This is a genomic window from Micromonospora sp. WMMD882, from assembly GCF_027497255.1.
In the GTDB taxonomy this organism is placed as follows: domain Bacteria; phylum Actinomycetota; class Actinomycetes; order Mycobacteriales; family Micromonosporaceae; genus Micromonospora.
Genome location: NZ_CP114903.1, coordinates 2,778,620 through 2,792,493, shown reverse-complemented (window position 1 = coordinate 2,792,493; position 13,874 = coordinate 2,778,620). Strand labels below are relative to the sequence as shown.

At 74.5% G+C, this 13,874-nt stretch carries 10 protein-coding genes; 8 read left to right on the top strand and 2 right to left on the bottom strand.

What is annotated here, in order from left to right:
- Positions 1-2 precede the first annotated feature (2 nt).
- The 3 genes from ispG (at position 3) to O7606_RS11285 (ending at position 5,850) form a co-directional block, all read left to right on the top strand.
- Complete coding sequence (ispG, locus tag O7606_RS11295; protein ID WP_281599007.1) at positions 3-1,175, top strand: flavodoxin-dependent (E)-4-hydroxy-3-methylbut-2-enyl-diphosphate synthase; 1,173 nt, start codon at positions 3-5, stop codon at positions 1,173-1,175.
- A 61-nt stretch (positions 1,176-1,236) separates the two neighbouring features.
- Positions 1,237-2,076 (top strand): DUF4081 domain-containing GNAT family N-acetyltransferase, encoded by an 840-nt coding sequence (locus O7606_RS11290; protein ID WP_281599006.1) that lies wholly within the window; start codon positions 1,237-1,239, stop codon positions 2,074-2,076.
- A 111-nt stretch (positions 2,077-2,187) separates the two neighbouring features.
- Entirely contained in the window at positions 2,188-5,850 is a 3,663-nt protein-coding gene (locus O7606_RS11285) for an ABC transporter ATP-binding protein (RefSeq protein WP_281599005.1), read from the top strand.
- A gap of 91 nt (positions 5,851-5,941) precedes the next feature.
- Here O7606_RS11285 and O7606_RS11280 read toward each other — a convergent pair whose 3' ends face one another.
- Together O7606_RS11280 and O7606_RS11275 are read right to left on the bottom strand one after the other, a co-directional pair.
- Complete coding sequence (locus O7606_RS11280; RefSeq protein ID WP_281599004.1) at positions 5,942-7,009, bottom strand: NADH:flavin oxidoreductase/NADH oxidase; 1,068 nt, start codon at positions 7,007-7,009, stop codon at positions 5,942-5,944.
- Between the two features lie 22 nt (positions 7,010-7,031).
- Positions 7,032-7,451: a cation:dicarboxylase symporter family transporter gene (locus O7606_RS11275; protein ID WP_281599618.1), complete on the bottom strand. Its 420-nt coding sequence runs from the start codon at positions 7,449-7,451 to the stop codon at positions 7,032-7,034.
- Positions 7,452-7,610: 159 nt separating this feature from the next.
- On the opposite strand from O7606_RS11275, the gene pcaF reads away from it, so the two are divergent.
- The 5 genes from pcaF to O7606_RS11250 all read left to right on the top strand — a co-directional run bounded on the left by pcaF (position 7,611) and on the right by O7606_RS11250 (position 13,765).
- Positions 7,611-8,816, top strand: coding sequence for a 3-oxoadipyl-CoA thiolase (gene pcaF, locus O7606_RS11270; RefSeq protein ID WP_281599003.1), 1,206 nt, complete (start codon positions 7,611-7,613; stop codon positions 8,814-8,816).
- Positions 8,817-9,616: 800 nt separating this feature from the next.
- Positions 9,617-10,981, top strand: a complete 1,365-nt coding sequence (locus tag O7606_RS11265; RefSeq protein WP_281599002.1) for a glutamine synthetase family protein — start codon at positions 9,617-9,619, stop codon at positions 10,979-10,981.
- A gap of 46 nt (positions 10,982-11,027) precedes the next feature.
- Positions 11,028-12,383 (top strand): aldehyde dehydrogenase family protein, encoded by a 1,356-nt coding sequence (locus O7606_RS11260; RefSeq protein WP_281599001.1) that lies wholly within the window; start codon positions 11,028-11,030, stop codon positions 12,381-12,383.
- 2 nt (positions 12,384-12,385) lie between these two features.
- The gene (locus tag O7606_RS11255; protein ID WP_281599000.1) at positions 12,386-13,153 is read left to right on the top strand and encodes a 3-oxoacyl-ACP reductase; all 768 of its coding nucleotides are present in this window, start codon (positions 12,386-12,388) and stop codon (positions 13,151-13,153) included.
- A 60-nt stretch (positions 13,154-13,213) separates the two neighbouring features.
- Entirely contained in the window at positions 13,214-13,765 is a 552-nt protein-coding gene (locus O7606_RS11250) for a pyridoxamine 5'-phosphate oxidase family protein (protein WP_281598999.1), read from the top strand.
- Positions 13,766-13,874: the final 109 nt, after the last annotated feature.

Genomic DNA, 13,874 nt, shown 5'->3' with positions numbered 1-13,874 from the left:
AAGTGACCGCTGTCAGTCTCGGTATGCCCGCCGTCCCGCCCCCGGCGCTGGCGCCCCGCCGCCACAGCCGCCAGATCATGGTCGGCCCGGTGCCGGTCGGCGGCGGCGCGCCGGTCTCCGTCCAGTCGATGACCACCACCCTCACGGCCGACGTCAACGCCACGCTCCAGCAGATCGCCGAGCTGACCGCCGCCGGCTGCCAGATCGTCCGGGTGGCCGTGCCCTCCCAGGACGACGTGGAGGCGCTGCCGACGATCGCGAAGAAGTCGCAGCTCCCGGTGATCGCCGACATCCACTTCCAGCCGAAGTACGTCTTCGCCGCGATCGACGCCGGCTGCGCGGCGGTCCGGGTCAACCCGGGCAACATCCGGCAGTTCGACGACAAGGTCAAGGAGATCGCCAAGGCGGCCGGTGACGCGGGCGTGCCGATCCGGATCGGCGTGAACGCCGGCTCGCTGGACAAGCGTCTCCTCACCAAGTACGGCAAGGCCACCGCCGAGGCGCTCGTCGAGTCGGCGCTGTGGGAGTGCTCGCTGTTCGAGGAGCACGGCTTCCGGGACATCAAGATCTCGGTCAAGCACAACGACCCGGTGGTGATGATCCGGGCGTACCGGCAGCTCGCCGAGCGGTGCGACTACCCGCTGCACCTCGGGGTGACCGAGGCCGGTCCGGCCTTCCAGGGCACCATCAAGTCGGCGGTGGCGTTCGGCGCGCTGCTGGCCGAGGGGATCGGCGACACCATCCGGGTCTCGCTCTCCGCCCCGCCGGTCGAGGAGATCAAGGTCGGCAACCAGATCCTGGAGTCGCTCGGCCTGCGCGAGCGTGGCCTGGAGATCGTCTCCTGCCCGTCCTGCGGCCGGGCCCAGGTGGACGTCTACAAGCTCGCCGAGGAGGTCACCGCCGGCCTGGAGGGGCTGCCGGTGCCGCTGCGGGTGGCCGTGATGGGCTGCGTCGTCAACGGTCCGGGCGAGGCCCGCGAGGCCGACCTCGGCGTCGCCTCCGGCAACGGCAAGGGCCAGATCTTCGTCAAGGGCAAGGTGGTCAAGACCGTCCCCGAGGCGCAGATCGTGGAGACCCTGATCGAGGAGGCGCTGCGGATCGCCGACGAGATGGGCGCCGAGCTCCCGGACGACCTGCGCGACCTGCTCCCCGGCCCGACCGTCAGCGTGCACTGAGTCGGGCGCAGTCGTCGGCTCGACCGGCGCGAGGCGGGGTGCGTCTGGCAGGCTGGTACCCGTGCTGACGGTGCCGGTGCGGCAGTTGGGCGAGTCGGAGCGTCGCGCGGTCGAGCGGCTGCTCGACCGCGACCCCTTCGCGGGCGCGCAGGTGGCGGAACGCGTCGCCGCGCGCGGGCTCGCCTGGTGGCGGGCGGACGGGCGGATCCTCGGGTACGGCGCGCGCCGCCAACTCGAGTCGATCTGCTGGGTGGGCGGGAACCTCACTCCGGTGCTCGCCGACCCGTCGGCCGTCGCCGCCTACGCCGACCTGCTGGCCGGCGAGGAACGGTTCTGCTCGTCGATCGTCGGGCGGGCGGACGCCGTCCTCCAGCTCTGGGACCGCCTCTGCGGGCACTGGGGGCCGGCCCGGGACGTACGCCCCAACCAGCCGCTGCTGGCGGTCGACGCGCTGCCCAGCGTGCCGGTCGACCAGCAGGTGCGGCAGGTCCGTGCCGGTGAGGTCGACGCGTTGTTCCCGGCGGCGGTGGCGATGTACACCGAGGAGGTCGGCGCGTCGCCGCTCGCCGAGGACGGGGGACGGGGGTACCGGCGGCGGGTGACCGAGCTGGTCCGTACCGGTCGGGCGTACGCCCGGTTCGTCGACGGCCGGGTCGTCTTCAAAGCCGAGCTGGCGGTGGTGACCCGCCGCACCGCGCAGGTCCAGGGGGTCTGGGTCGACCCGGCGTGGCGGGGGCGCGGGATCGCCACGGCGGCCATGGCGGCGGTGGTGCGGGACGCCCTGCTGCGGGTCGCGCCGACGGTGAGCCTGTACGTCAACGACTTCAACCTGCCCGCCCGGCGGGTGTACCGGCGCTGCGGGTTCCGGCCGGTCGGCACCCTGGCCACCGTCCTGTTCTGAGCCCGCGACGGCGGCCCCGGTCCGGTGACCCGGACGGAAAATACGTTGAGCCCTCCGGCGATCACGGAGAGGCTGGCAGTTCCGCCACCCCACGTCCGGAGGGAATCCCCCATGCGCCTGCTCCGTGACCTGTGGATCACCTCACCCCGCCGGACGGGGCTGGTGGTGGTGCTGGTCGTGCTCGGGGCCGCCGGGCAGGCCGCCGGTTCCGCCCTGGCCGGGCCGGTGCTGGTGCACCGCTCCGGCGGGTTGTTCGTGATCCTGGCGTCGGCCCTGGTGGTCGCCGTGCTGAGCGACGTGGTCATCGGCCTGACGATGGCCGGGCTGACCGCCGACTGGACGGCCGACGTCCGCCGGCGGTTGTGCCGGGTGGCCCTCGGGCAGGATCTGCCCACCCTGGAGGGCACGCCCGTCGGCGAGCTGCTCGACCGGATCGACGGGGACGTCTACCAGGTCGGCGCCGAGCTGCGCGGGGTCGGCGTCCGGCTGGCCCAGATGGTCGCCACCGGGGTGCTCTCCGCCGGGGTGGCCCTGCTGGTCTGGTGGCCCGCCGGGGTCGGCATGGTGGCGTTGGTGGTGCTGCTGGTGCCGTTGCTGCGCCGCCCCACCGCCCGGATCGGGCCGGCCCGGATGGCCGAGGAGGAAGCCTGGTCGGACCTGGCGGCGGTGATGGAGGAGTCCATCCACGGTCAGGACGACGTCCGCACCACCCTGGCCCGCCCGTACGTGCTGCGGCTCTACGCCCAACGGGCGGCCCGGGTGCTGCGCCGGGGCCGGCGGGTCTGGCTGCTGACCGCCCGGGTCACCACGCTGGCGGCGGGGGTCACCCGGGCCGGCATCGCCGCGGTGGTGCTCGGCGGCGGGTGGGCGCTGGTCACCGGGCGGGTGGACGCGGCGCGACTGACCGCCGTCTGGCTGCTCGCCATCGCCTTCGGCGGCACCGTCGAGCACGCCACCCGGATGGTGCCGCAGCTTCAGCAGGCCCTCGGGGCGTGGGCGCGGGTGCAGTTGCTCGCCGGGGCCCGGCAGGAGCCGACCGGCGGCCGACCGCCGACCGCCGGGAAGCTGGAGATCCGGGGTCTGACCTTCCGCTACCCGACCAGTGAGGCCGGGCGCGGGCCGGCCCTGCGGGACGTCCGCCTGACCTTCGCGCCCGGCCGCTCGTACGCGCTGATCGGGCGGACCGGCTCGGGCAAGTCGACGCTGGCCAAGGTGTTGTCCCGGGCGGTCGACCTGCCCGCCGGCACGGTTCTGCTCTCCGGTGTGGACCTGCTCGACCTGGACGTCGAGCAGTTGCGCCGGTTCGTGGCGGTGGTGCCGCAGCGCACCGAGATCCTCGCCGGGACGCTCGCCGAGAACGTCGCGCTGTTCGACCCGGAGCTGCGTGACGCCGCCGCCCGCGCCCTGCGCGAGCTGGGCCTGGACGAGTGGATCGCGGAGCTGCCCGACGGGGTGCACACCCGGCTGGGCGAGGGCGGGTACGTCCTCTCCGCCGGGCAGGAGCAGTTGGTGGCGTTCGCCCGGATCCTGGTCCGGAACCCGCACGTGGTGATCCTCGACGAGGCGACCGCCCGGCTGGACCCGGTCACCGAGGCGCGGGTGCAACGCGCCACCGAACGGCTGCTCACCGACCGGATCGGCATCGTCATCGCGCACCGGCTCTCCTCGGTGCGGCAGTGCGACGAGGTGGTGGTGATGGCCGACGGGGTGGTGGTGGAGGCCGGCCCGCTGCGCGAGTCCGAACGGTTCGCCTCGCTGCTGGCCGCCAGCCACGCCGCGTCGTACGCCCACGCCGGGCCGGGGGCGGGCAGCGGCGGCGGGCTGGACCTGCTGACCGGGCCGGAGCCACTGGAGAGCCCGCCGCTGCCCCGGCCCACCGAGCCGTCCGCCACCGTGCCGTCCGGCGTCGTGTCGGGCGCCGTCGTGCCGTCCGGCGTCGTGTCGGGCGCCGTCGTGCCGTCCGTCGTCGCGCCGGGCGACGCCGCGCCGTCCGTCGTCGTGTCGGGCGCCGTCGTGTCGGGCGCCGTCGTGTCGTCCGGCGTCGTGTCGGGTGGCGGGGCGTCGTCGAAGCGCGCCGTGCCCCCGCTGCCGCCGGTCCCACCGGCCCGGACGCTGCGGGAGATCGGCCGGCTGGTGCTCAACGACCCCCGGTACGGCCTGTTCGCGGTGACGCTGTTCACGGTGGGCTCGTTGCTCGGCGTGGACGGGGTGGTGCTGCCCTGGCTCTGGGCGGACCTGGTCGACAGCGGTGGCAGCGTCTGGCTGCCCGCCGTGGGCATCGCCGCCGCGCTGCTGGTCACCCTGCCGGTGCCCTACTACACCAACCTGTGGTTCCCGCAGTGGTGGGTACGGCAGATGCTGCGGATCAGCGCCCGGCTGGTGCACGGTCAGACCGGGTCACGTCGGATCAGCGGTCACACCCCGGCCGAGGTGGTGGCGCAGGGCGGCGACACCGAACGGGTGGTGATGATGGCCGACAACGTGATGGACAACGGCACCGCCCTGGTGCTCGCGGCGGCCATGACGGCGATCTCCGGCAGCGTGCTGCCGGGGTTGTTCTTCCTGGGCGCCATGGTGGTCTCCGGTCTGGCCGCGACCATGTTCGGGCCGCGCCTGGAGCGGTCCGCCCGGGCCACCGTGGCGGCCCGGGCGGCCTTCGCCACCGCCCTGGTGTCGTCGCTGTCGGCGGCCCGGACGGTGAAGCTCGCCGGGGCCACCCGGCCGGTGCTGCGGCACCTGGCCGGCCTGGACACCGTCCGCAGCGAGCGGCAGCGCCGGGAGATCGTCGCGCAGGTGTGGTCCCGCTCGACCCCGTCGATGACCAGCGGGTTGCTGCCGATCGGCGCGTGGGCGTTGTTCCTCACCGGTGGCCTGTCGGCCGGCGCGACCCTGGTCGCGGTCGCCGCGCTCGGCATGGCCCGCTGGTTCGCGTGGACCACGGCGTCCCTGGTCTCCCAGTACCCGTCGGCGCGGGTGTGGACCCGACGGACGGTGGCGATGGCCGGTGTCGGGGCGTACTCGGCGGCGGTGCCGGGCCTGGACCTGGACGCCGGCACGGCGCCCGCGCCGCAGCCGGCGCCCCGGCATGCCCTGCGCCGGTTGACGCTGAGCGGGTTCGGGGCCGTGCACGAGGACGGCACGGTCGCCGTCCGCGACGTCGACCTGACCGTGGAGCGCGGCCAGTTGGTGCTGGTGCTGGGGCCGGTCGGGGCGGGCAAGTCGTCGCTGCTGCGGGCGCTGGCCGGGATCGTGCACCACACCGGCACGCTGGCCTGGAACGGCGACCCGGTCACCGAGCCGGAGCTGTTCCTCCGACCCAACCAGGTCGGGTACGTCGGTCAGTTGCCCCGGGTGCTCTCCGGCACGGTGGCCGACAACATCGCCCTCGGCCACGAGGTGGACGCGGCCGGCGCGGTGTCGACAGCCCAGTTGGAGCACGACCTGGCGGCAGCCGGCGGTGGCCTGGGGTTGCTGATCGGGCACAAGGGCACCCGGCTCTCCGGCGGGCAGTTGCAGCGGTTGGCGCTGGCCCGGGCGCTGGCGCCGCGTACCGAGCTGCTCATCGCCGACGACGTCTCGTCGGCCCTGGACGTCTCCACCGAACTGGCGCTGTGGGCCGCGTTGCGTGCGTCCGGGGTGACCGTGGTCGGGTCCACGTCGAAGCGGGCGGCGCTGCGCCAGGCGGACCACGTGGTGGTGCTGATCGGCGGCACGGTGGCCGACCAGGGCCCGTGGCGGGACCTGGCCGACCGCTGGTCGCACCTGGCCGGCTGATCAACGGCCGGCTCGCCGGCTCGCCGGTTGGCCGGTTGGCCGGTTGGCCGGTTGGCCGGTGGCCGGGCCGGGCCGGCCACCGGCGGCGGCGTCAGTGGGCGCGGGCGTACTGGTCGGGCCAGTCCGGCGCGGCGCCCAGCTTGGCCGCCGCCCGGCGGGCCCAGTACGGGTCACGCAGCAGCTCCCGGCCGAGCAGCACCAGGTCGGCCTGACCCTCGGCGACGATGCGCTCGGCCTGCTCCGGCTCGACGATCAGACCGACCGCGCCGGTCGGCACCCCGGCCTCCGCCCGGATCCGGGCCGCCAGCGGCACCTGGTAATCCGGGCCGACCGGGACGGCCGCCTGCGGCGACGCCCCGCCCGAGGAGCAGTCGACCAGGTCGACCCCGGCCCGGGCCAGCTCGCCGGCCAGCACCACGCTGTCGTCCACCGTCCAACCGCCCTCGACCCAGTCGGTGGCGGAGATCCGGGTCAGCACGGGCACGTCCGCGCCGACCGCGTCACGTACCGTCCGGGCCACCTCCAGGGTCAGCCGCATCCGGTTCGTCAGGTCCCCGCCGTAGCCGTCGGCGCGGTGGTTGGTCAGCGGCGACAGGAACTCGTGCAGCAGGTAGCCGTGCGCGGCGTGGATCTCCACAGCGGCGAACCCGGCCTCCACCGCCCGGACCGCCGCCGCGCCGAACGCCTCCACCACCGCGGCGATGCCGGCCGCGTCGAGCGCCGTCGGGGTCCGGTAGTCCGGCACGAAGGACTCGACGCCGGGGCCGACCGGCGTCCAGCCGCCCTCGGCGTCCGGCACGCCGCCGCGGGCGGCGGCCCACGGCCGGTAGGTGGACGCCTTGATGCCGGCATGCGCGAGCTGGACCGCCGGCACCGCGCCGTGCCGGGCCAGGAACGCGGTGACCGGTCGCCACGCGTCGACGTGCGCCCCGGACCACAGGCCGGTGTCCTGGGGGCTGATCCGCCCCTCCGGCAGCACGGCGGTGGCCTCGGTCAGCAGCAGTCCGACGCCGCCCACCGCCCGGGCCCCGAGGTGCACCCGGTGCCAGTCGTTGGGCAGCCCGTCGGCCTCGGCGCTGTACTGGCACATCGGGGCCATGGCGACCCGGTTGGGCAGGGTGACGCCGCGCAGCGGCAGCGGGGTGAACAGGGTGCTCATGCGGATCTCTCCAACGCAGGTGTCAGGCGTGGGTGGGGGTGAGGTCGGTGGTGGCGGGACGGTCGGCCACCGGGTCAGGTCGCCCGGCGCTGTCGTACGCGGCCCGGTCCAGGATGCCCTCCCGCGCGGCGACGACGGTCGGCGCCAACACCTGCCCGGCCACGTTGGTGGCCGTCCGGATCATGGCCAGGCTCGGGTCGATGGCGAGCAGCAGCCCCGCGCCGGCCAGCGGCGGCCCGAGCGTGCCCAGGGGCAGGGTCAGCATCACGATCGCGCCGGTCGGGCCGGCGGTGGCCGCCGAGCCCACCACCGAGACGAACGCGATCAGCAGGTAGTCGGTGACGCCGAGGTCGACGCCGGAGACCTGGGCCACGAAGATCGCCGGGTGGTGAGGTGCCAGACATTGCCACGTTTGGTGACGGTACGCTGACGAAACCGTGATCGAAAGGGGTGATCCGGGTGGTGATCCTTACAGGTTCACTGTCGGGGGGCCGGGCCGCGCCGACGTGGCTATCCTGACCGGCGGGCGTCGCCGGGACCCGGCCGACGCCCGACCATTCCTCGACGTGTCCGACCTTCCCACCCCCGAAGGACAGCAGCGATGAGCGTGGCATATCTGGTTGCCGGAGTCCGTACCCCGATCGGTCGTTACGCCGGGGCGCTCGCCGGGGTCCGCCCCGACGATCTCGCCGCGCACGTGATCCGCGAGCTGGTCGCCAGGCATCCGACGGTGGACTGGGCCCGGGTGGACGACGTGGTGCTGGGCTGCGCCAACCAGGCCGGCGAGGACAACCGCAACGTGGCCCGGATGGCCGCGCTGCTCGGCGGCCTGCCGGAGACCGTGCCCGGCAGCACCGTCAACCGGCTCTGCGGCTCCGGGCTGGACGCGTTGGCCACCGCCGCCCGCGCGATCGTTGCCGGCGAGGCCGAGCTGGTCGTGGCCGGTGGGGTGGAGAGCATGAGCCGGGCCCCGTTCGTCATGCCCAAGGCGACCACCCCGTTCTCCCGGGCCGCCGAGGTGCACGACACCACCCTCGGCTGGCGGCTGGTCAACCCGGCCATGCGCCAGCAGTGGGGTGTCGACTCGATGCCGGAGACCGCGGAGAACGTGGCCGTCGAGTTCGGGGTCGGCCGCGCCGAGCAGGACGCGTTCGCGTTCCGCTCCCAGCAGCGGGCGGCCCGGGCACAGGCGGACGGGCGGTTCGCCGAGGAGATCGTGCCGGTGCGCGTGCCGGAGGGACGCAAGGGCGTCCGGACGGTCGACACCGACGAGCACCCCCGGGAGACCACCCTGGAGAAGCTGGCCGCGCTGCCCACCCCCTTCCGGGAGGGCGGGACGGTGACCGCGGGCAACTCGTCGGGCGTCAACGACGGCGCGGTGGCGCTGCTGGTGGCCGGCGAGGCGGCCGTCGCCCGGTACGGCCTGACCCCGCTGGCCAGGGTCGGCGGGGCCGCCACGGCGGGCGTGCCGCCCCGGATCATGGGCGTCGGTCCGGTGCCGGCCACCCGGAAACTGCTCGACCGGCGCGGGCTCGCCCTGGCCGACGTCGACGTGATCGAGCTGAACGAGGCGTTCGCCGCCCAGGCCGTGGCCGTGCTGCGGGAGCTGGGCCTGCCCGCGGACGCCGCACACGTCAACCCCAACGGCGGGGCGATCGCCCTCGGCCACCCGCTGGGCGCGAGCGGCGCCCGGCTGGCCCTGACCGCTGCCCTGGAGCTGCGCCGCCGCGGTGGACGGCGGGCGCTGGCCACCATGTGCGTCGGCGTCGGCCAGGGCATCTCGCTGCTGCTGGAGTCGGCGGCGTAGCTGCTCCGGTCCGCGTTGTCCGCAGGCGGCGCCGGTCCTGACGCCGGTCCCTCCGACGACCCCTCTGCCGGAGGGGTCGGGCGGCGCGCCTGGACCGGTCGCCGGCGGCCGGACCGATCGTCGCCGACTGGACTGGTCGCCGCCGGTGTGCTCGATCGTCGCGGGCTGGCCTGGTCGTCTTGGGCTGGCCTGGTCGTCGTCGGCTGGCCTGGTCGTCTTGGGCTGGCCCGATCGTCGTCGGCTGGCCTGGTCGTCGCGGGCTGGACAGGTTGCCAGCGGCACGCTGTCGAGCTGCCCCGTATCCGGGGCAGTCGGGTCGGCTGTCGGCTGTCGGCCGCTCTGGTCGCAGGATGGTCGTCTGTGCGCGGCGGTTGGTCGTCCGTGTCCTGGTCGTCCGGCCCGGCGGGTGGTCGTCCGTGCCCGGTAGGCGCACCGACGGGGCAGCTCCAAAGGGCAGGAACGGGAACCTCTCCCTCCGACGGCGCGATGCCGCCCGCGCCACCGACGGCGCGGTGCCAGGCGGTGGTGCGGCGGCGAGGGGCGGTTGTCGGGTACGGCGGATCGCCGTACCGGTGAGAGAGAGGTGACCGACGCCCCGCGCCGCCGCGGGCCGGGCGGGCCGAGCGCCCGGCGGTGGCCCGGCTGATCGGGCCTGGTCACGAGGTCAAGGATGCCCCTGGTGATCGGCCGCGGCAAGGCGATTAGGGGGCGACCGGACGGCCCGGTTTGCCGTCCGGCGACGAAGGGCATTGACGGTGATCCGGTCCGGACGGTAGACCGTTGGTGATGGAGGCGCAGCCATGACGACACCGCCGTTGACCCTCGACGAGTTGCGCGCGGCTGTCACGGCCGGCGAGATCGACACCGTGGTCCTGGCCCTGACCGACATGCAGGGGCGACTCCAGGGCAAGCGGTTCCACGCCCCGTACTTCCTCGACCAGGTGGCCGAGCAGGGCAGCGAGGGCTGTAACTACCTGCTCGCGGTCGACGTCGACATGAACACCGTCGACGGGTACGCCATGTCGAGCTGGGAGCGCGGCTACGGCGATTTCGCGATGACGCCCGACCTGGCCACCCTGCGCCGTACCCCGTGGCAGCCGGGCAGCGCCCTGCTCCTGGCCGACCTGGTCTGGCCGGGCGGCGCGGACCCGGTGGTCGCCTCGCCCCGGCAGATCCTGCGCGGCCAGCTCGACCGGCTGGCGGCCCACGGGCTGACCGCGTACGCCGGCACCGAGCTGGAGTTCGTCGTCTACCGGGACTCGTACGAGGACGCCTGGCGGCGTGGCTACCGCGACCTGACGCCGGCCAACCAGTACAACGTCGACTACTCGCTGCTCGGCACCGCCCGGGTGGAGCCGCTGCTGCGTCGGATCCGCACCGAGATGGCCGGGGCGGGTCTGGTGCCGGAGAGCGCCAAGGGCGAGTGCAACCTCGGCCAGCACGAGATCGCCTTCCGCTACGCCGACGCGTTGGCCTGCGCCGACCACCACGTGATCTACAAGAACGGGGCGAAGGAGATCGCCGCCCAGGAGGGCGTGTCGATAACCTTCATGGCCAAGCCGAACGCCCGGGAGGGCAACTCCTGCCACATCCACTTCTCGCTGCGCGACGCCGACGGCCGGTCGGCGATGCTCGGCGACGGCCCGGGGCATCTGAGCGAGGTCGGTCAGCGGGTGCTCGCCGGGCTGCTCGCCAGCATGCGGGAGTTCAGCCTGCTGTTCGCCCCGAACGTCAACTCGTACAAGCGGTACCAGCCGGGCTCGTTCGCGCCCACCGCGTTGCGGTGGGGCACCGACAACCGCACCTGCGCGCTGCGGCTGGCCGGGCACGGCCAGGGGATGCGGGTGGAGAACCGGGTGCCCGGCGGTGACGTCAACCCGTACCTGGCGATCGCCGGGCTGGTCGCCGGGGCGCTGCACGGCGTCGAGGCCGGGCTGGAGCTGGGGCCGGAGTGCGCCGGCAACGCCTACGACGACCCGGACGCCGAGCGCGTCCCGGGCACCCTGCGTGACGCCCTGACGCTGTGGGAGTCCTCGGAGCTGGCCCGGGCGGCGTTCGGCGACGAGGTGGTCGACCACTACGCCAACCAGGCCCGGGTGGAGCTGGCCGCCTTCGACGCCGCAGTCACCGACTGGGAGCTGTTCCGTGGCTTCGAACGACTCTGACCGGCGGCCGGCGGCCCCGGCCAGCGGAACAGCGCCGGTGAGTCCGGTGACCGAGGTGGTGAACCCGGCGACCGGGGTGACCGTGGCGACCGTGCCGTCGACCAGCCTGGCCGGGACGGACGCGGCGATCGAACGGGCGGCGGCGGCGTTCCCCCGCTGGCGGGCGGTGGCCCCGGCGGACCGGGCCCGGCTGCTGCGCCGGTTCGCCGCCGAGGTGGACGCGCACCTCGACGAGCTGGCCGCGTTGGAGGTCCGCAACGCCGGGCACACCATCGGCAACGGCCGCTGGGAGGCGGGCAACGTCCGGGACGTGCTCGACTACTACGCGGGCGCGCCGGAACGCCTCACCGGCCGGCAGATCCCGGTGCCGGGCGGGCTGGACGTGACCTTCCACGAGCCGCTCGGCGTGGTCGGGGTGATCGTCCCGTGGAACTTCCCCATGCCGATCGCCGCCTGGGGGTTCGCCCCGGCCCTGGCGGCCGGGAACACCGTGCTGGTCAAGCCGGCCGAGGCGACCCCGCTGACGGCGCTGCGCCTGGCCGAGCTGGCCCACGCGGCCGGCATCCCCGAGGACGTGTTCACCGTGCTGCCGGGGGCCGGGCCGGTGGTGGGGGAGCGGTTCGTCACCCACCCGGCGGTGCGCAAGGTCTGCTTCACCGGCTCCACCGAGGTCGGCGCGCGGATCATGGCCGGCTGCGCCGGGCAGGTGAAACGCGTCACCCTGGAGCTGGGTGGCAAGAGCGCCAACATCGTCTTCGCCGACGCCGACCTGGAACGGGCGGCGGCCACCGCGCCGTACGCGGTCTTCGACAACGCCGGCCAGGACTGCTGCGCCCGCTCCCGGATCCTGGTCCAGCGGCCGGTGTACGACCGGTTCCTGGAGCTGCTGGAGCCGGCGGTGCGGGCCGTCCGGGTGGAGGATCCGGCGCTGGAGACCGCCGAGATGGGCCCGCTGATCTCCGCCGGGCACCGGGGACGGGTCGCGTCGTACGTCGAGGGGGCGCGGGTCGCGTTCACCGGCGGCTGCCCCGAGGGCCCGGGTTTCTGGTACGCCCCGACGGTGCTGCTCGCCGACGCGCCCACCGACCGGCACTGGCGGGCGGAGATCTTCGGGCCGGTGGTCTCGGTGCTGCCGTTCGACGACGAGGCGGACGCGGTCCGCCTCGCCAACGACACCGAGTACGGCCTGTCCGGCTCGATCTGGACCCGGGACGTGGGTCGGGCGATCCGGGTGTCCCGGGCGGTCGAGGCCGGCAACCTCAGCGTGAACTCGCACTCGTCGGTGCGCTACTGGACGCCGTTCGGCGGCATGAAGCGTTCCGGGCTGGGCCGGGAGTTGGGCCCGGACGCGCTGCACGCGTTCACCGACGTCAAGAACGTCTTCATCGGCACCGGGGAGTGAGCGTGCAGGGTCGGTTGCGGGACCGGGTCACGGTGGTGACCGGAGCGGGCAGCGGCATCGGGCTGGCCACCGTGCGGCGGTTCGCCGCCGAGGGGGCCCGGGTGGTCTGCGTGGACATCGACGCCGAGGCGGGCGGGCGGGCCGCCGACGAGGTGGGCGGCGAGTTCGTCGCCGCCGACGTGGCCGACGAGACGGCGGTGCGGGAGCTGTTCGACGGGGTGGTCGAGCGGCACGGCCGGGTCGACGTGGCGTTCAACAACGCCGGCATCTCCCCGCCCGAGGACGACTCCATCCTGACCACCGGCCTGGACGCCTGGGAGCGGGTGCTGCGGGTCAACACCACGAGCGTCTACCTGTGCTGCAAGTACGTCATCCCGCACATGCGCCGGCAGGGGAAGGGGTCGATCGTCAACACCGCGTCGTTCGTGGCGCTGATGGGGGCGGCCACCTCGCAGATCGCGTACACCGCGAGCAAGGGCGGGGTGCTGGCGCTGACCCGGGAGTTGGGCGTGCAGTTCGCCCGGGAGGGCGTCCGGGTCAACGCGCTCTGCCCCGGCCCGGTGGCCACCCCGCTGCTGCGGGAGCTCTTCGCCGCCGACCCGGAGCGGGCCGCCCGTCGGCTGGTGCACGTGCCGATGGGCCGGTTCGGCGAGCCGACGGAGATCGCCGCCGCGGTGGCCTTCCTCGCCAGCGACGACTCGTCCTTCATGACGGCCGCCCAGTTCGTGGTGGACGGGGGGATCACGGGGGCGTACGTCACCCCGTTGTGAGCCCCGGGTCACCGACGGCGGGGCAGCGCGGACCGGACCGGTGGTGGGAGGATCGACGGCATGGGGAAGGTGTACCCGGAGATCGAGCCCCGGCTGCGCGCGTTCATCGAGGCCCAGCCGGTCTTCTTCGTGGCGACCGCGCCCACCTCGGTCGACGGGCACGTCAACGTCTCCCCGAAGGGCATGCGGGGCACCCTGGTGGTGCTCGGCCCGCACCGGGTGGCCTACCTCGACTACCACGGCAGCGGCGCGGAGACCATTGCCCACCTGCGCGACAACGGCCGGGTCACGTTGATGTTCTGCGCGTTCTCCGGCCCGCCCAAGATCCTGCGGTTGTACGGTCGCGGCCACACGGTCCCGGTCGACGATCCCGGCTTCGCGGCCCGGCTGGCGGATTTTCCCGACCCGCCCGACCGGCACACCGTCCGGGCGGTGATCGCCGTCGAGGTGGACCGGGTCGCCGACTCCTGCGGCTTCGCCGTCCCGGTGATGGAGTACCAGCACGACCGGGACATGTTGATCACCCATCACGGCCGGAAGACCACCGAGGAGCTGGTCGCGTACCGGGCCAGCCGGAACGCCGCCAGCATCGACGGCCTGCCGGTTTTCTGACCACCCCGGTCCGCCGCGTACCCGCAGCCCACAGCGGTGGGGCGCGGTTGCCGGCCGCCCGGGCGTCCGGGCGTCCGGCCGGTGAACGCGCGATGCGGCGCAGGTAACC